This window comes from Rhizobacter sp. SG703 (genome assembly GCF_012275445.1).
Lineage (GTDB): Bacteria > Pseudomonadota > Gammaproteobacteria > Burkholderiales > Burkholderiaceae_C > Rhizobacter.
The window spans coordinates 110,882-127,756 of the sequence record NZ_JAAZQK010000012.1; the positions used below are offsets into that span (position 1 = coordinate 110,882).

Genomic DNA, 16,875 nt, shown 5'->3' on the forward strand with positions numbered 1-16,875 from the left:
GCGCACGCAGCAGCGTGCGCACCAGCGTTCAAAAGCGGGGTGCACACGATGTCGAAGCTTCTTCCTCTCTTCGCGGGCTGGCTGTTGTCGGCCGCGATGCTGTCCCACGCCGAGCTGCGCCCGCAGCCGGATCCCGACCTGCAGGCGATCGAGGCGATGCTGCAGCAGCCCGATGCCGACATCGACCTGGCCGACGTCAAGCTCGACATCGACAAGCGGGTCGAGCCGCGCATCGACGTGGCCGCCGTGCGGCGCCGGCTCGACACCATCGTCACCGACGTGCTCGAGATGCTGCCGCCGGCACCGACCCGCCACGAGCGCTTCGAGGCCTTGCATGCCTACCTCTACCGCGCCGGCGAGTGGAACGGCAACCGCCCGTGGCTGCGCGCCGCCGACGACCCGGCCTGCCAGGCCATGGCGACCAAGCTGCTCGCGACCCACCTCGTCACGCGGCGCGGCAACTGCGTGTCGATGGCGATGCTGTTCGCGATCGTCGGCCAGCGGCTCGGGCTGGACGTCAGCCTCGCGACTGCGCCGCAACAGCTCGGCGTGCTCTACCGCGACGACGCCGGCGTGGTGCGCGCGCTCGAACCGACGACCGGCGAGCTGACGATCGAGCCGGTGCCGCCGCGCGGCCTGATGCCGGTCTCGGCGCTGCGCCCGCTCACGCGCCACGAGTCCGTCGTGCTGGCGGCGCAGCTGTTGCTGGAGCACCTGTCCCGCCTGCCCGGCCAGGCGCCGCGCCGCGCCGCGCTGGCCGAGCTGCTTCGGCTGAACGATCCGCGGCGCATCGCGGTGCTGCCCGCGCCGCCGGGCACGCCGGCGGCGCAGGTCGCCCGGCGCGACCGCGCGCGCTGAGCCGCGCCGTGGTCCGGCATGCCGCGCTCAGCGCCGGCTGGCGATCCAGCGGTCGATCTGCGCGTCCAGCACCGACAGCGGCAGCCCGCCCTCGGCCAGCACCGCGTCGTGGAAGGCCGGCATGCTGAAGCGCTCGCCCAGCGCCTGCTGCGCCCGCTCGCGCAACGCCTGGATCTTCAGCGAGCCGATCTTGTAGCCCAGCGCCTGGGCCGGCCACGCCATGTAGCGCTCGATCTGGTTGCGGGCCTGGTCGGGCGACGCGCCGACGTTGGCCTGCCAGTACGCCATCGCCTGCTCGCGGCTCCAGCCCTTGGCATGCAGGCCGGTGTCGACGACCAGGCGCGCGGCGCGTGCGATCTCGAGCCGCAGTTCGCCGACCCAGGCAGTCGGATCGTCGTACAGCCCCATCTCGCGGCCCAGCGTCTCGGCATACAGCCCCCAGCCTTCGCCGAATGCGTTGATCCAGGTCCGCTTGCGGAATTCGGGCAGCGTCAGTTCCTGCAGCAGGCCCATCTGGAAATGATGCCCCGGCTGGCCTTCGTGCAGGAACAGCGCGGTCATGATCGTCTTGTCGTAGGCGGCGGGGTCGTCGATCACAGCCCAGAAGATGCCGGGGCGCGAGCCGTCTTCGGCCGGCAGCGAGTAGTGGTCGGACGCCGACGCCTTCGTCAACTCGGGCTCGGGCCGGATCTCCAGCGGTGCCTTCGGCACGCGGCCGAACAGCTGCGGCAGGCTGGCCTTCACGCGTTCGTTGATGGCGCGGTAGGCTTGCAGGATCTCGGCCTCGCTGCGATACGGCAGGAAGCTCGGGTTGGTGCGCACCCAGCCGAGCAGGCCCTTCGGGTCGCCGTCGTAGCCGAGCTGCGGCGCCACCTTGGCCAGTTCGCCCTGGATGCGCGCCACCTCGGCCAGCCCCATCGCGTGGATCTCGTCGGGGCCGAGGTCGGTGGTGGTCTGGTCGCGCACCCACTGGCGGTACCAGGCGGCGCCGTTCGGCAGTGCGCCCCAGCCGTCGCTGCTGCGAGCTGCGGCCAGGTAGTCGCTTTCGACGAAGGCGGTCAGCTTGCGCATCGCCGGCGCCACCCGGCGCGTCACCGCATCGCGGTAGGCGGCAGTCAGCCGGCGGCGATCCGCGTCGCCGAACGACGCCGGCAGGTTGCGGATCGGTGCGTAGAAGGCATTCGTCGCGAGCGTTGCATCCCCGAGCGGGCGCAACGGCTTCAGCGTCGCCACCACCACCGCCTTCGGCTGCACGATGCCGCGGCGCATGCCTTCGCGCATGTTGGCGATCGCCTGGTCGACCCAGGCCGGCAGGCGCGCGATGCGCTTCAGGTAGGCGTCGTACTGCGCAACGGTCTTCAGCGGCTGCTCGCCCTGGCCGCTGCCGAAGGTCGCCAGCAGCACCGGGATCGAATCGAGCTGCTGCAGCGGCAACAGGTGGTCGTCGAAGGCCTCGAAGCCGATGCGGGTGCGCAGCTCGCGCGCCAGCAGGTCGTGCGTCAGCTGGTCGGCGGGCGAGAGCTGCGACCGGTCGATCGCCGCGAGCCGCCGCTCGAGGAGGTGGTACATCGCGAAGCGCTGCTGCCGCTCGCGTGACGCGATGGTCAACGGCAGCTGGTCGTCGAAGCGGTTGTCGCCGGCCAGCGTCGCGGTGTAGACCGGATCGCGCCGGGCCTGCTCGTCGTAGTACTGGCCTGCGAGCGTCGCGAGCGCCGCCGCCGGATCGGCGGGTGCGGCCTCGACGGGCGGTTGGAACAGGGCCAGCACGCCGCTGAGGGCGGCGACCCACAAGGTTCGATTCAGGATCATGGCGAGGTGTCCTTGCAGCGGTGAGAGGGCGCACGGAGGTGCAGGGCAAGCGCAGCAGGATACGTGCGACCGCTGCACGAAACTGTCAGTAGTCTTCAGTCGCGTGTCAGCAGCGCCCTGTCCCACACGCCAGCCGCGCGACTGTCGTATCGTCCGTCGATGGAATCACACCTCGACAACGTCTTCTGGAAGGCCCTGAGCGGCCCGCAGCTGCGCTTCTCGACGGGCTCGGCGCGCGCGCGCCGCTATGCGCCCGGCCTGTCGCCGATCTTCGCCTTCGCGGACCTCGACCACCCCGACTTCGACGGCCTCGCGCCGCATTGCCCGATCGGCGAGCACTTCTACATCGCCGACTGGCGCGGCCCGGTGCCACGCGACTGGCAACTGGTTGCCGAGGCGACGATGCACCGCATGGTCTGGCGCAGCGATGCGATGCCGGACGACCTGCTGCCCGAGGCGACCCGGCTGGGCCCCGAGCATGCGCAGCAGGCCGTCGAGCTGGCGACGCTGACCCGGCCCGGGCCGTTCGGGCCGCGCACCCTCGAACTCGGCGACTACTTCGGTGTCGTCGACGACGGCCGGTTGATCGCGATGGCCGGCGAGCGCTCGACGGCCGGCACGTTTCGCGAGGTCAGCGGCGTCTGCACGCACCCGGAATTCCAGGGGCGCGGCCTCGCGCGCAAGCTGATGAACAAGCTCGCGCGGCGCCAGCTGATGCGCCGCGAGACGCCCTTCCTGCACGTGATGTGCAGCAACGAGGCGGCGCATGCGCTGTACCTGCGCATGGGCTTCCGCGATCACCTCGATCCGGTGGTGGTGCGGGTGCTGTCGAGGTCGTAGGCGGCCAGGCGGTCGAGCACGCGCGCCCAGGCGGTGATGCGCCGCGCGTCGCGTGCCGGCCGGCCGCGCGCCAGGCCGGGCCAGATGCCGTCGGTGTTGAAGCTGATCAGCACGCGCAGGTCGGGCCGCCGCGACAGCGGGCGCACCGCATCGACCAGGTTGTCGAGGATCAGCGGATCGCCGTCGGCATCGTCCGGCGGCAGCCAGGCCAGCACCATGTGACGCTGCCGGGGCCCGTCCGGCCCGCCGGCTTGCGCCTCGACGTAGGCGATGCGCAGTTGCGCGGGTGGCAGCCCGGCGGCGACCAGGCTGAAGTACTTCGCCGTCGCGTAGTCGACGCAGTCGCCGCTGCCGCGCTCGCGCAGCTCGGCGGGCAAGGCCCAGGGCACGGCCGGATCGCGGCGCCGCGGCTCGCCGTCGTACACGATGCGGTGGTTGACGGACACGTTGAGCGATGCGAGCAGCACGGGGGCGTCCGCCGGATCGGAAGGTCCGGCCGCGGTCGACGGCGAAGCGCCGAAGGTGAACAGCCCGCACAGCCATGCAACAAGAAGGTGCTTCGATGCCATCGGGGCGAGACCATGCCGGCCCAACGAGGACACCCCCTGCAGAACTGTCAGACAAATCGCCGGCAGCGCGGACACGCAGTGGCGCATCCTGGCCAAACGCGCCCGGTGGGGCACGCTCGACGCGATCCTTCCCATGTCGGGCTCCACGTCATGGCCCGAACGAACGGGCGCGGTGAACTGCTGGCCCGAAGCTTGCGCCGGGACGGCGCAAGCCGTTTCCTCAATGTTGAGGAGGTGAGCGGGTCGTCGATGTGCTCGCGGTCAGCACACCACCGCCTGCCCGTCCCGCCGCGCGTCGCTCGCGGCCACGTACCCTTCGCTGCCCGGATCGCCCAGCCGCCAGATGAACTGGCCCGCGCCGAAATCCTGGTACGAGTCGTTGATGACCTCGACGCGGTGGCCGCGCTCGACGAGGCCCTGCACCGTCGCCGGGTCCATCGCGCGCTCGACGTTGATCTCCACCCCCTGGTTGAAGCGCCAGCGCGGCGCGTCGCAGGCCGCCTGCGGGTGCTGGCGGTAATCGAGCATGCGCACCAGCGTCTGCAGGTGGCCTTGCGGCTGCATGTTGGCACCCATCACGCCGAAGCTCATCTGCGCTTGGCCGTCGCGCGTCAGGAAGGCCGGGATGATGGTGTGGAACGGCCGCTTGCCTGGCGCCACCTGGTTGGCGCTGCCGTCGACCAGGTTGAAGCCGTGCCCGCGGTTCTGCATCGACAGCCCGTACTCCGGCACCACCACGCCCGAGCCGAAGCCCATGAAGTTGCTCTGGATGAAGCTGACCATCATGCCGCTCTCGTCGGCCGCGCTCAGGTAGATGGTGCCGCCCTTCACCGGGTTGCCGGCGCCGAAATCCTGCGCACGCTTCATGTCGATCAGCTTCGCGCGCGACGCGAGGTAGGCGTCGTCCAGCATCTGCGCGGCCGTCACCTCCATGCTGCCCGGCTCGGCGACGAAGCGGTAGGTGTCGGCGAACGCCAGCTTCATCGCCTCGATCTGCAGGTGCTGCGAGTCGACACCGTCGACCGCCAGCCGCTCGACGTCGAAGTTCGACAGGATGCCCAGCGCGATCAACGCCGCGATGCCCTGCCCGTTCGGCGGGATCTCGTGCAGCACGTGCCCGCGGTAGGCCTTGCCGATCGGGTCGACCCACTCCGGGCGGTAGGCCGCGAAATCCTCGACGCGGATCGCGCCGCCATGCGCCTTCGCATGGCGCGCCGCGGCCTCGGCGATCTCGCCGCCGTAGTACGCGGCGCCGCGCGTCTGCGCAATCAGGCGCAGCGATCTCGCGGCGCCCGGGAAGCGGAACAGCTCGCCCAGGTTCGGCGCGCGGCCGCGCGGCATGAAGGTCTCGGCGAAGCCGGGCTGCTGCTGCAGCAGCGGCACCGCGGCCGACCACTTCTGCTGCACGACGGTCGGCACGGCGTAGCCGCGCTCGGCGATCTCGATCGCCGGCTCCAGCAGGTCGGCGAACGGCAGCTTGCCGAAGCGCTCGCTCAGCGCCACCCAGCCGGCCACCGCGCCGGGCACCGTCGCGCTGTCCCAGCCGCGCACCGGCGGCGTCTTCGCATCGGCGCCGTACTTGGCGCGGAAGTAGCCGGGCGTCCACGCGCCCGGCGCGCGCCCGCTGGCGTTCAGCCCGTGCAGCGCCTGCCCGTCCCACAGGATGCAGAACGCGTCGGAGCCGAGCCCGTTGCTGACCGGCTCGACGATCGTCATTGCGGCGGCCGCGGCAATCGCCGCATCGACCGCATTGCCGCCCTTCAGCAGCATCCGCAGCCCGGCCTGCGCGCCCAGCGGGTGCGAGGTCGACACCACGTTGCGGCCGAACACCGGCAGGCGCTGGCTGGTGTAGCCGGCGCTCCAGTCGAAGTGATTCCCTGTGCTCATGTGCAGTGCCTCGAAAGTGATGCGCGGATGATGCCCGCCGCGCGCCAAAAGAAACAGGCCGCTCGAGGCGGCCTGTGTTTTGACTGGAAGCGGGCTATTCCTCTTGAAAGGCCTCTTCGCGCTTGCTCTTGATCGACGGCAGCAGCACGATCACGATCATCAGCGCCGCGGCGGCCAGCAGCCCGGCCGACAGCGGCCGCACGAAGAACGTGCCCCAGTCGCCGCGCGACAACAGCAACGCGCGGCGCAGGTTCTCTTCCATCATCGGCCCGAGGATGAAGCCCAGCAGCAGCGGCGCCGGCTCGCAGCTCAGCTTGTAGAACACATAGCCGACAACCGCGAACGCCGCCGTCATGTAGACGTCGAAGGTGTTGTTGTTCAGCGTGTACACGCCGATGCAGCAGAACAGCGTGATCGCCGGGAACAGGAAGCGGTAAGGCACCGTCAGCAGCTTGATCCAGATGCCGATCAGCGGCAGGTTCAGGATCACCAGCATCGCGTTGCCGACCCACATCGATGCGATCAGGCCCCAGAACAGCTGCGGGTTGCTGGTCATGACCTGCGGACCGGGCTGGATGCCCTTGATCGTCATCGCGCCCACCATCAGCGCCATCACCGCGTTCGGCGGGATGCCCAGCGTCAGCATCGGGATGAACGAGGTCTGCGCGCCGGCGTTGTTGGCCGATTCGGGGCCCGCCACGCCGCGGATGTCGCCCTTGCCGAAGCGGCCGCTCGCGCCGGCCACCTTCTTCTCGACCGTGTACGCGGCGAACGAGGCCAGCAGCGCACCGCCACCGGGCAGCACGCCCAGCAACGAGCCCAGCGCGGTGCCGCGCAGCACCGCCGGCCAGGCTTCCTTGAAGTCCTGCTTGGTCGGCCACAGGCCCTTCACGCTCTTCGTGAACACCTCGCGGTGCTCGGCCGGCATGCCCAGGTTGGCGATGATCTCGCCGAAGCCGAACACGCCCATCGCGATCACGACGAAGCCGATGCCGTCGGTCAGTTCGGGAATGTCGAAGCTGTAGCGCGCGGTGCCCGAGATCACGTCGGTGTTGATCTGCGCGAGCAGCAGGCCGAGGATGATCATCGCGATCGCCTTGATCAGCGAACCCGAGGCCAGCACCACCGCGCCGATCAGGCCCAGCACCATCAGCGAGAAGTACTCCTGCGGGCCGAACTTGAAGGCCAGCTCGGTCAGCGGCGGCGCAAAGGCCGCGATGATGACCGTGCCGACGCAGCCGGCGAAGAACGACCCCAGGCCGGCCGCGGCGAGTGCCGCACCGGCACGGCCCTGGCGGGCCATCTGGTAGCCGTCGATCGCGGTCACGACCGAGCTCGATTCGCCCGGCACGTTGATCAGGATCGCGGTGGTCGAGCCGCCGTACTGCGCGCCGTAGTAGATGCCGGCCAGCATGATCAGCGCCGGCGTCGCGTCGAGCGAGTAGATCGACGGCAGCAGCATCGCGATGGTGGCCACCGGGCCGAGGCCGGGCAGCACGCCGATCAGCGTGCCCAGCACCGAACCGAAGAACGCATACATCAGGTTCTGCGCCGTGAAGGCGACGCCGAAGCCGAGGGCGAGGTTTCCCAACAAGTCCATGGTGTTTTCCTTCTCAGCCCACGAACCAGGGCCACATCGGGATGACCAGCTTCAGCCCGAGCACAAAGATCGCCCACGAACCCACGGTGAGCACGACGGCCGTCGCGAGGACGCCCTTCCACTTGAATTCATCGCCGGCGAGGCTGGTCATCAGGATCAGGATCGGCACCGTGATCACCAGGCCCAGGCGCGGCAGCGCGGCGCCGAACACCGTGATCGACGCGACGATCACCAGCAGCGGCCGCCAGGCGATGGCGCCGATCGGGTCGCCGCCTTCGACTTCGATCGTCAGCGACTTGAACAGCACGAAGCTGCCCAGCAGTGCCATCAGGATGCTGAGGATCAGCGGGAAGTAGCCGGGGCCCGGCCGCGCCGAGGTCCCCATGCTGTAGTTGGTCGCGCCGACGGCGAAGACCACGCCGACGACGACGAACATCAAACCGGACCAGAAGTCCCGTTGGCTCTTGATCTTCACGGATAGCTCCTCGTGTTCTGCTTGGACTGACGCTGTCTGTTACAGCTTGCGGCTGATTCTAGGCAGGCCACTCCAGGCCCCGTGTGTGGTTTACACGTAGCGCACTGTGTCCTGAGGTGTCGTCACCGTGTCGTCCGCTCAGGTGTCCCAGGCCGGCGTCGAGCGCAGCACCTCGTCGACCGTGGTGATGCCCTCGGCCACCTTCATGATGCCGGCCAGCCGCAGCGGCCGCAGCCCGTCGGCCAGCGACAGCTGGCGCAGCTTCGACGCGTCGGGCACCGGGTGGATCGCCGCCTGCGACGCGTCGTTCAGCGTCAGCAGCTCGTACAGGCCCGCGCGGCCGCGGAAGCCGGTCATGCGGCATTCGAGGCAGCCCACCGGCTTGTACGGCCGCGCCTTGCCGTTGATGCGCCACGGCTTGATGACCTCGTTCATCGACTCGGCCGTCATCGCTTCGTCGGGCTGCTTGCAGCTCACGCACAGCGCGCGCACCAGGCGCTGCGCCAGCACGCCGATCACGGTGGCGCCGATCAGGTACGGCGGCACGCCCAGGTCGACCAGCCGCGTCACCGCCGAGGCGGAGTCGTTGGTGTGCAGCGTGCTGAACACCAGGTGGCCGGTCAGCGCGGCCTGGATCGCCATCTCGGCCGTCTCGAGGTCGCGGATCTCGCCGACCATGATGATGTCCGGGTCCTGCCGCATCAGCGCCCGCACGCCTTCGGCGAAGCCGAGGTCGAGCGCCGGCTGCACCTGCGTCTGGTTGAAGGTGGGCTGGATCATCTCGATCGGGTCTTCGATCGAGCAGACGTTGACCTCGTCGGTGGCCAGCCGCTTCAGCGTGGAGTACAGCGTGGTCGTCTTGCCCGAACCGGTCGGCCCGGTCACCAGGATGATGCCGTGCGGCCGCGCCACGAGCCCTTCCCAGCGCTGCGCATCGTGGCTGCCGAAGCCGAGCGCGTCGAGCGACTTGACAGTGGTGTCGGGGTCGAAGATCCGCATCACCATCTTCTCGCCGAAGGCGGTGGGCAGCGTCGACAGCCGCATTTCCACCTCGTCGCCGTTCGGGTTGCGGGTCTTGATGCGGCCGTCGAGCGGGCGGCGCTTCTCGATCACGTCCATGCGGCCGAGCAGCTTCACGCGCGCGATCATCGCGTTCATCACGCCGGGCGGCAGCTGGTAGACGGTGTGCATCACGCCGTCGATGCGGAAGCGGATCAGGCTCAGTTCGCGGCGCGGCTCGAGGTGGATGTCGCTCGCGCGCTGGTCGAAGGCGTACTGCCACAGCCAGTCGACCACCTGCACCACGCCTTGGTCGTTGGCATCGAGCTGCTTGTTGCTGCGACCGAGCTCCACCAGCTGCTCGAAGCTCGCCGCCGCCGTGCTCTCGCCGTTCTTCGCGGCCGCGCGCACCGAGCGCGACAGCGTGTAGAACTCGGTGGTGTACTGCGCCACGTCGACCGGGTTCACCAGCACCAGCCGCAAGGCCTTGCGCGTGTGGGCCTCGATCTCCGGCGCCCACGCGATGTCGAACGGCTCGCTGGTGGCCACCGTCACGTCCTGCGCGCCGAACAGCAGCGGCAACGCGCGGCGGCGCTCGGCGTAGCTGATGGACATCACGTCGCCGACGCGGCCGACGTCGACCTTCAGCGGATCGATGCGCATGTAGGGCATGCCGATGCGGCCGGCCAGCCATTCGGTGAGCAGCTCGGTGTCGAACGGCTTGCCGGACGGGTTCGACAGCCCGGCGCTGCCCAGCCGCACCAGCGGGTGCTGCACGCTGTCGCCGGCGGCGAAGCGCTTCTCGACGCGGTCATGGTCTTCCCGGCTGATCAGCCCGTCTTCGAGCAGCCAGTGCAGCAGGCGCCGCCACTCGAGCCGGCCGCGCGGGTGGGACGACGCGGCGGCCTTGTCGCCCTTCGGGTGTCTGGTGGATGCCGCTGCGGTCATGGGGTCGTCTCGTTCGGGTTTCGGATCATCCGCAGCCACTTGCGCGCCGGCAGGTCGCAACGGTTCTCGATGTTGTCGGCACGCGCGGCCAGCACTTCACGGGACGGAAGTCCCAGCCCCTTCATGCCGACGACGACGGTGTTGCCCTCGCGCGTGGGGCGCATGCTCCACACCGCCGCCGCGCCGAACGCGCCGGCGATGCGCGCGGCGCTCTGCTCGTAGCTCGCGTCGCGGCCGAACAGGTTGACGGTCATCACGCCGCCGTCGGCCAGCACGCGGTGGCAGGCCTGGTAGAACGCGTCGTCGTCGAGCACCGGGCTGGCGGCGTCGTGGTCGTACAGGTCGACGCACAGCACCTGCACGCTGCCGGCGTTCGCCGGGTCGGCCACCCACCGCCCGGCGTCCTGGTTCAGCACCTGCAGCCGGTCGTCGTCCTCGGGCAGCTTGAACCACAGCCGGCAGGCGGTGATGACGGTCGGGTTCAGCTCGACGGCGGTGGTCCGCATGCCCAGGCGCCGCGTGAAGCGCGTGATCGCCGCGGCCCCCAGGCCGAGCTGCACCGCATGGCCTTCGCCCAGCGCCTCGGGGTCGATCAGCAGCAGCCAGACCATCATGCGCTGCACGTAGTCGAGCTCGATCACGTTCGGTTTGCGCACGCGCATCGCGCCCTGCACCCAGGGCGTGCCCAGGTGCAGGTAGCGCACGCCGTCGGCCTCGGAGAGGGTGGCGGGGACGAGTTCGGGTTCGGGGGTCGGGCGGGCAGGCATCAGGGGCAGGGGTTCAGGCAATTCCGTGGGCTTCGAAGGCGGCCCGCCAGGCGGCGAGCTTGCGCTCGAAGCTCCAGGAGGCGTTGGCCGGGCTGGTCGACGGCAGGCGCGTCACCGTCACCCCGAGTGTCGCGGTGAACCGCATCGCGCGCGCCGATTCGCCGCCATTGTGGGCGATGCCCTGCAGGCCGGGCGCGAGGTGCTTCAGTCCGGCCAGGTCGTTGTACTGTGCATCCTCGATCGCGCTGTCGAGGCTGCCCTCGCGGCGGCAGTGGGCATAGACGTCCCAGAGCCCGAGGCCGTGCTCGCGCAGGCGGTCGATGCGCTCGACGTAGGGCAGTGCGCGCAGGTCTTCGTTCCACAGCGCCGACAGGATCGGCCAGAAGTGGTTGCGCGGGTGGGCGTAGTACTGGCCGGCCTGCAGCGACGCGACGCCCGGAAAGCTGCCGAGCACCACCAGCCGCGTGCGCGGGCCGATCACCGGCGGCAGACCCTGCAGCAGGCCGGGCGTGTCGGCGGGTGTCGCGGCTGCGGCGATCGTCGCGGTGTTCTTCATCCAGCGGGCCAGTCTGCCAGAGCCGCGAGCCGCGGCAGCGCGGCATGCGTGTTGTCGCGTGTCAGTTGCGATACCTCGTGCAACGGCATGCCGCGCAGCCCGGCCAGCACCTCGGCAATGCGTGCCAGCTCGGCCGGCTCGTTGCGCGACGTGGCCCCGGCGGCGCGCTCCTCGGCGGTGCGGTACAGCCAGTGCGGCGGGATGTCGGGCGAATCGGTTTCCAGCACCAGGCAGCCGGCCGGCAGCGTCTGCGCCAGCCGGCGGATCTGCAGCGCGCGGTCGAAGGTCATCGCGCCGCCGAAACCGAGCTTGAACCCCAGCTCGACGAACACCTCGGCCTGCTGCGCGCTGCCGTTGAAGGCATGGGCGATGCCGCGCACCTCGACGCGCCGCAGGTGCTTCAGCAGCGAATCGGCCGAGCGCCGCACGTGCACGATCACCGGCAGGCCGAACTCGCGGGCCAGCTTCAGCTGCTCGGCAAAGAAATGCTCGCCGCGCGCCTGGTCGAGACCGGGCACGAAGTGGTCCAGCCCGATCTCGCCGACCGCCACCAGCCGCGGGTCGCCGATGTGCTGCGCCAGCGCGGCGCGCAGCCTCGCCAGGTCGCCGTCGTCGGCCGCATCGACGCACAGCGGGTGGATGCCCAGTGCGTACGCCAGCCCATGCTGGTGCGCGAGCGCCCGCACCGTCTCGAAATTGCCGACCATCACCGCCGGCAGCACCTGCTGGGTGACCCCGGCCGCCCGGGCGCGCTGCACCACGGCATCGCGGTCGGCATCGAATTCAGGGGCGTCGAGGTGGCAATGGGAGTCGATCCAGCGCATCCCGCGATGATGCCTTGCCCGCCACGTGAAGTAGTACCTCGGCACGTGCACGGCGGTCGACTCCGTGTTACGGTGACGGCATCGTCAGCGTTCGGCACAGTTTTGTATCTCCCTGTGCCGACTGCCATCGCAGGAGGCAGGCATGAGACAGGCTCCGCTCTACAGCCGTTCTCGGCGGGCACCCGTCGGTGCCGTCTCGGCAGCGCCCGACACACCGCCGGCACCGGGCGCGACGCCAGCCGACACGCCGCCCGCCGCCGCGGCGACCGCCCGCCCGCCGGGCCGCTGGCGCCAGTGGTTCGGCCGCCACGAACGCATGCTGTGGGGTCTTTCGGGCGCGATCCTGGTGCTCGGCGGCGTCGTCGCCTGGCAAGCCGTCAACCCCGCCGCTCGCGCGCTGACCCAGGCCGACATCGATGCGGCGGTGCGCCATTCGCTCGAGAAGGAGCCGCTGCCGTCCGCCTACGCGAAGGCCTACGAGATCATCGCGCCGTCGGTGGTGCGCGTGGTCGGCACCGATGGCGACGAACCCGACGCCGCGCAGGCCGACGTCAAGCCGGATGCGAAACGCCCCAAGCCGGTGCCGCTGCCGAAGGCCGCCAGGCCGGTGCCCGGCGACCGCAAGAAGCAGACGGCGTCCGACACGCCCGAGCCCGGCGAGCCGCACCTGTCCACGTCCACCGGCTCCGGCGTCGTGATCATCGACAACGGCACCATCCTGACCAACCTGCACGTGGTGCAAGGCTCGAAGAAGCTGCGCGTGACCTTTGCCGACGGCTTCGAGTCGGAGGCGACGGTGGTCGGCGTCGAGCCCGAGCACGACCTGGCGGTGTTGCGCGCCAAGAGCATCCCCGACGACCTGCAGGCCGCGACGATGCGCTCCGCCTCCGACCTGCAGGCCGGCGACCAGGTGATCGCGGTCGGCTACCCGTTCGGCATCGGACCGTCGGTCTCCGGCGGCGTGATCTCCGGCCTGAAGCGCGACTTCCGCTCGCCGCAGGGCCAGCGCCTGCTGAACAACCTGATCCAGTTCGATGCCGCCGCCAACCCCGGCAACTCCGGCGGCCCGCTGGTGACGATGGACGGATCGGTGGTCGGCATCGTCACCGCGATCCTGAACCCGACCGAGCACCGCACCTTCATCGGCATCGGCTTCGCGGTGCCGATCGACAGCGCGGCGAACGCGGCCGGCATGCCGCCGTTCTGACACCTCTGCCATTCCCCTTCACCGGAGCCTTCATGGACCAGCCCGACAGCACCAGCACCGCCACGCTGATGGAGCGGCTGCTGTACGAGATCAAGCGCGTCGTCGTCGGGCAGGACAAGTTCCTCGAGCGCGTGATGGTCGCGATGCTGGCGCAGGGCCACCTGCTCGTCGAAGGCGTGCCGGGCCTCGCGAAGACGATCACCGTCAAGACGCTCGCGACCACGCTGCGCGGCAGCTTCAAGCGCATCCAGTTCACGCCCGACCTGGTGCCGGCCGACCTGGTGGGCACGCGCATCTACAACCAGAAGACCGGCGAGTTCGCGACCTCGCTCGGCCCGGTGTTCGCGAACCTGCTGCTGGCCGACGAGATCAACCGCGCGCCGGCCAAGGTGCAGAGCGCGCTGCTGGAAGTGATGCAGGAACGCCAGGTGACGATCGCCGGCGAGACGCACAAGGTGCCGTCGCCCTTCCTGGTGATGGCGACGCAGAACCCGATCGAGACCGAAGGCACCTACCCGCTGCCGGAGGCGCAGGTCGACCGCTTCATGATGAAGGTGCTGGTCGGCTATCCGAGCGAGGAAGAAGAGTTCGTGATCGTCGAGCGCGTCACCGGCGACCCGGTGCAGGTGAGCCCGGTCGCGAGCACCGAGCAGCTGGCCGAGCTGCAGCACCGCTGCCGCAGCGTGTACGTCGACCCGGCGCTGATGCAGTACGCGGTGCGGCTGGTCAGCGCGACCCGCACCCCGGCGCGCTACGGCCTGCCGGAGCTCGGCAAGTTCATCAGCTTCGGCGCCAGCCCGCGCGCGACCATCGGCCTGATCGAAGGCGCGCGTGCGATGGCGTTGCTGCGAGGGCGCAGCTATGCGCTGCCCGACGACGTGCTCGACCTGGTGCCCGACGTGCTGCGCCACCGCCTGGTGCTGAGCTACGAGGCGCTGGCCGACGGGCTGAGCGCCGACCAGATCGTCCACAAGATCGTGCAGAAGGTGCCCAAGCCCGACAAGCCGATGGCGCACCGCGCGGAAGAAGCGGGGCGCTGATGAACGGGACTGACCAGGTCGAGGCGGCGACCGCTGCGACGGCCGACGCGGTGCTGCGCCGGCTGGAGTGGACCGTGATCCGCCGGCTCGACGGCCTGCTGCAGGGCGACTACCGCACGCTGTGGCGCGGCACCGGGCTCGACCTGGCCGACCTGCGCGAGTACCAGCACCACGACGACGTGCGCCACATCGACTGGAATGTCACCGCGCGGCTGCAGGTGCCGCATGTGCGCGAGTTCACCGAAGACCGCGAGATGAGCGCCTGGTTCCTGCTGGACCTGAGCGGCAGCATCGATTTCGGCGCACAGCGCAGCAAGCGCAGCGTGTCGGCCGAGTTCGTCACCGTGCTGGCGCGGCTGCTGACGCGCAACGGCAACCGGGTCGGTGCGGTGTTCTACGGCAGCGAGGTCGATGCGGTGCTGCCGCCGCGCACCGGCCGCGGCCATGTGCTGAACCTGCTGCAGCGGCTGCGCGCGCATGCGGCGCCGCAGGCCGCCGCGCAGGCCGAGACGCGGCTCGGCGACCTGCTGCAGCGCGCCGCGACGATGATCCCGCGGCGCTCGATGGTGTTCGTCGTCTCCGACTTCATCAGCGCACCCGGCTGGGCCGACGCGATGGCGCGCCTCGCGCAGCGCCACGAGGTGCTCGCGGTGCGGCTGTACGACGAGATGGAGCTCGACCTGCCCGACCTGGGCCTGGTCACGCTGCAGGATGCCGAGACCGGCGAGCAGTTGCTGGTCGACACCCACGACCCGGGCTTCCGCGAGCGCTTCGCGCGCATCGCCGAGGCGCGCGAGGACGAACTGCACGCCGCCTTCGCGCGCGCCGGCGTCGACACGCTGGAGCTGACCACCGGCGACGACCTGGGCGAGGCGCTGCTGCGCTTCGTCGAGCTGCGCCGGCAGCGCGCACGGGCGTCGCACGGCGGCGGCATGGCGACGCACCTGCGCCCGCTGGGCGCGAGGAGTGCGGCATGACCTTCGTGTGGCCTCACCTGCTGTGGATGCTGCTGGCCGTTCCGCTGCTGGTGGTGCTGTACTTGTGGCTGCTGCACAAGCGCAAGAGATCGACGCTGCGCTTCGCGAGCCTGGCGGTCGTGAAGCAGGCGCAGGGCGGCGGCCCCGGCTGGCGCCGCCACGTGCCGTCGGCGCTGCTGCTGGTGGCGCTCGGCTCGCTGCTGATCGCGACCGCGCGGCCGATGGCGGTGGTGACGCTGCCGCTGCAGCAGGAGACCATCATCCTCGCGATGGATGTGTCCGGCAGCATGCGGGCCACCGACGTGCAGCCCGATCGCCTGACCGCCGCGCAGGAGGCCGCCAAGTCGTTCCTGATCGACCTGCCGCGCAGCGTGCGCGTCGGCGTGGTGTCGTTCGCCGGCACCGCCGCGGTGGTGCAGCCGCCGACGCAGAGCCGCGACGACGTGGTCGCCGCCATCGACCGCTTCCAGCTGCAGCGCGGCACCGCGATCGGCAGCGGCATCGTGCTGTCGCTCGCGACCATCTTTCCGGAGGCCGGCATCGACCTGTCGCAGATCACCGGCCAGCGCAACATGCCGCTCGGCCCGGGCGACAAACCGAAGCAGGATTTCGTGCCGGTCGCGCCAGGGTCGTACGCGTCGGCCGCGGTGATCCTGCTGACCGACGGCCAGCGCACCACCGGGCCCGACCCGCTGGACGCCGCGAAGATGGCGGCCGACCGCGGCGTGAAGGTGTATTCGGTCGGCATCGGCACCAAGGAGGGCGAGACGATCGGCTTCGAAGGCTGGTCGATGCGGGTGCGGCTGGACGAGGAGACGCTGAAGAACATCGCCAACCTGACGCGCGCCGAGTACTTCTACGCCGGCACCGCCGTCGACCTCAAGAAGGTCTACCAGAGCCTCAGCTCGCGGTTGATGGTCGAGAAGAAGGAGACCGAGGTCAGCAGCCTGTTCGCGGCGCTCGGCGCGCTGCTGGTGCTGGTGGCGGCGACGCTGTCGGTGTGGTGGTTCGGGCGGGTGATGTGATCACGCCGTGACAGGGCAACTCCGTTCGCCCTGAGCCTGTCGAAGGGTCCGTGCCGGCAAGCCGTTCGGGCTGAGCCTGTCGAAGCCGGTGCGCTGCGCTGGCGTTTCGACAAGCTCAGCGCGAACGGAGTTGCGCAGCAAGGCCGGACCGATCCAAGCTTTTCACGATGCGTGCCTCTGCACTACTCACACGTCAAAAGGGAAAGGAACTCATCCAATTCAACGCGCAATTCTCCGCTTGGGCCTGATTGGAGGACATCCTCGATCAGCACCGACTTGCTCTCGAAGTCGAGCGTCACTTCGAAACGATTGAATTCAAATCGCTTGTGAACCTCGCCGGAATCATCCTTTGCTCACTGACCGCTTCGACAATGAGTCCTCGCACATATGGCATGGCCTTCTCGGAGAAGAATTGCTTAAGTAGAAGATTCACAGTCAGTTCTCCGGGCCCAATTTGCAATGCTTCAATGAGACAGCTTTGATGATCTGGATGT

15 protein-coding genes are annotated in these 16,875 nt (G+C 69.8%); 6 read left to right on the forward strand and 9 right to left on the reverse strand.

All coding sequences use genetic code 11. The features are described from left to right. Nucleotides 1-48: 48 nt before the first annotated feature. On the forward strand, nt 49-858 hold the full coding sequence (locus FHT26_RS23770) for a transglutaminase family protein (protein WP_168562571.1): 810 nt from the start codon (nt 49-51) through the stop codon (nt 856-858). A 27-nt stretch (nt 859-885) separates the two neighbouring features. On the opposite strand, the gene FHT26_RS23775 is transcribed toward FHT26_RS23770, so the two are convergent. Next, a complete protein-coding gene (locus tag FHT26_RS23775; protein ID WP_168562572.1) occupies nt 886-2,667 on the reverse strand; it encodes a DUF885 domain-containing protein in 1,782 nt (593 codons plus the stop codon). Nucleotides 2,668-2,826: 159 nt separating this feature from the next. Here FHT26_RS23775 and FHT26_RS23780 point away from each other — a divergent pair, with 159 nt between their 5' ends. After that, nucleotides 2,827-3,507, forward strand: a complete 681-nt coding sequence (locus tag FHT26_RS23780; protein ID WP_168562573.1) for a GNAT family N-acetyltransferase — start codon at nt 2,827-2,829, stop codon at nt 3,505-3,507. Here FHT26_RS23780 and FHT26_RS23785 read toward each other — a convergent pair. The 8 genes from FHT26_RS23785 to FHT26_RS23820 all read right to left on the reverse strand — a co-directional run bounded on the left by FHT26_RS23785 (nt 3,465) and on the right by FHT26_RS23820 (nt 12,132). Then, entirely contained in the window at nt 3,465-4,076 is a 612-nt protein-coding gene (locus FHT26_RS23785) for a transglutaminase-like cysteine peptidase (RefSeq protein ID WP_168562574.1), read from the reverse strand. The genes FHT26_RS23780 and FHT26_RS23785 overlap by 43 nt on opposite strands. A 261-nt stretch (nt 4,077-4,337) precedes the next feature. Next, the gene (locus tag FHT26_RS23790) at nt 4,338-5,963 is read right to left on the reverse strand and encodes a gamma-glutamyltransferase family protein (RefSeq protein WP_168562575.1); all 1,626 of its coding nucleotides are present in this window, start codon (nt 5,961-5,963) and stop codon (nt 4,338-4,340) included. 94 nt (nt 5,964-6,057) lie between these two features. Further along, a complete protein-coding gene (locus FHT26_RS23795) occupies nt 6,058-7,563 on the reverse strand; it encodes a tripartite tricarboxylate transporter permease (RefSeq protein ID WP_168562576.1) in 1,506 nt (501 codons plus the stop codon). A 13-nt stretch (nt 7,564-7,576) separates the two neighbouring features. Continuing rightward, a complete protein-coding gene (locus FHT26_RS23800) occupies nt 7,577-8,038 on the reverse strand; it encodes a tripartite tricarboxylate transporter TctB family protein (RefSeq protein ID WP_168562577.1) in 462 nt (153 codons plus the stop codon). A gap of 138 nt (nt 8,039-8,176) precedes the next feature. Then, nucleotides 8,177-9,985: a GspE/PulE family protein gene (locus tag FHT26_RS23805; RefSeq protein ID WP_168562578.1), complete on the reverse strand. Its 1,809-nt coding sequence runs from the start codon at nt 9,983-9,985 to the stop codon at nt 8,177-8,179. After that, nucleotides 9,982-10,752, reverse strand: coding sequence for a spermine/spermidine synthase domain-containing protein (locus FHT26_RS23810; RefSeq protein ID WP_210427563.1), 771 nt, complete (start codon nt 10,750-10,752; stop codon nt 9,982-9,984). Before FHT26_RS23810 ends, FHT26_RS23805 begins: the two co-directional genes overlap by 4 nt. A gap of 13 nt (nt 10,753-10,765) precedes the next feature. Beyond that, nucleotides 10,766-11,308, reverse strand: a complete 543-nt coding sequence (locus FHT26_RS23815) for a DNA-deoxyinosine glycosylase (RefSeq protein ID WP_168562579.1) — start codon at nt 11,306-11,308, stop codon at nt 10,766-10,768. After that, a complete protein-coding gene (locus tag FHT26_RS23820) occupies nt 11,305-12,132 on the reverse strand; it encodes a TatD family hydrolase (RefSeq protein ID WP_168562580.1) in 828 nt (275 codons plus the stop codon). The genes FHT26_RS23815 and FHT26_RS23820 overlap by 4 nt, the downstream gene beginning before the upstream one ends. Before the next feature lie 142 nt (nt 12,133-12,274). Between FHT26_RS23820 and FHT26_RS23825 the strand changes: the two genes are divergently transcribed. From FHT26_RS23825 to FHT26_RS23840, 4 genes are read left to right on the forward strand one after another with little or no spacing between them, the layout of a single operon-like run. Further along, a complete protein-coding gene (locus tag FHT26_RS23825) occupies nt 12,275-13,339 on the forward strand; it encodes a S1C family serine protease (RefSeq protein ID WP_168562581.1) in 1,065 nt (354 codons plus the stop codon). 32 nt (nt 13,340-13,371) lie between these two features. After that, nucleotides 13,372-14,379, forward strand: coding sequence for an AAA family ATPase (locus FHT26_RS23830; protein ID WP_168562582.1), 1,008 nt, complete (start codon nt 13,372-13,374; stop codon nt 14,377-14,379). Beyond that, nucleotides 14,379-15,356: a DUF58 domain-containing protein gene (locus FHT26_RS23835; protein WP_168562583.1), complete on the forward strand. Its 978-nt coding sequence runs from the start codon at nt 14,379-14,381 to the stop codon at nt 15,354-15,356. Before FHT26_RS23830 ends, FHT26_RS23835 begins: the two co-directional genes overlap by 1 nt. Next, complete coding sequence (locus FHT26_RS23840; protein ID WP_168562584.1) at nt 15,353-16,381, forward strand: VWA domain-containing protein; 1,029 nt, start codon at nt 15,353-15,355, stop codon at nt 16,379-16,381. The genes FHT26_RS23835 and FHT26_RS23840 overlap by 4 nt, the downstream gene beginning before the upstream one ends. Nucleotides 16,382-16,875: the final 494 nt, after the last annotated feature.

What these genes read in the sequence shown, in the direction of transcription:
- FHT26_RS23770 (WP_168562571.1), top strand. Translation starts at nt 49, where the DNA reads ATGTCGAAGCTTCTTCCTCTCTTCGCGGGCTGGCTGTTGTCGGCCGCG.
- FHT26_RS23775 (WP_168562572.1), bottom strand. Translation starts at nt 2,667, where the DNA reads ATGATCCTGAATCGAACCTTGTGGGTCGCCGCCCTCAGCGGCGTGCTG.
- FHT26_RS23780 (WP_168562573.1), top strand. Translation starts at nt 2,827, where the DNA reads ATGGAATCACACCTCGACAACGTCTTCTGGAAGGCCCTGAGCGGCCCG.
- FHT26_RS23785 (WP_168562574.1), bottom strand. Translation starts at nt 4,076, where the DNA reads ATGGCATCGAAGCACCTTCTTGTTGCATGGCTGTGCGGGCTGTTCACC.
- FHT26_RS23790 (WP_168562575.1), bottom strand. Translation starts at nt 5,963, where the DNA reads ATGAGCACAGGGAATCACTTCGACTGGAGCGCCGGCTACACCAGCCAG.
- FHT26_RS23795 (WP_168562576.1), bottom strand. Translation starts at nt 7,563, where the DNA reads ATGGACTTGTTGGGAAACCTCGCCCTCGGCTTCGGCGTCGCCTTCACG.
- FHT26_RS23805 (WP_168562578.1), bottom strand. Translation starts at nt 9,985, where the DNA reads ATGACCGCAGCGGCATCCACCAGACACCCGAAGGGCGACAAGGCCGCC.
- FHT26_RS23810 (WP_210427563.1), bottom strand. Translation starts at nt 10,752, where the DNA reads ATGCCTGCCCGCCCGACCCCCGAACCCGAACTCGTCCCCGCCACCCTC.
- FHT26_RS23815 (WP_168562579.1), bottom strand. Translation starts at nt 11,308, where the DNA reads ATGAAGAACACCGCGACGATCGCCGCAGCCGCGACACCCGCCGACACG.
- FHT26_RS23820 (WP_168562580.1), bottom strand. Translation starts at nt 12,132, where the DNA reads ATGCGCTGGATCGACTCCCATTGCCACCTCGACGCCCCTGAATTCGAT.
- FHT26_RS23825 (WP_168562581.1), top strand. Translation starts at nt 12,275, where the DNA reads ATGAGACAGGCTCCGCTCTACAGCCGTTCTCGGCGGGCACCCGTCGGT.
- FHT26_RS23830 (WP_168562582.1), top strand. Translation starts at nt 13,372, where the DNA reads ATGGACCAGCCCGACAGCACCAGCACCGCCACGCTGATGGAGCGGCTG.
- FHT26_RS23835 (WP_168562583.1), top strand. Translation starts at nt 14,379, where the DNA reads ATGAACGGGACTGACCAGGTCGAGGCGGCGACCGCTGCGACGGCCGAC.
- FHT26_RS23840 (WP_168562584.1), top strand. Translation starts at nt 15,353, where the DNA reads ATGACCTTCGTGTGGCCTCACCTGCTGTGGATGCTGCTGGCCGTTCCG.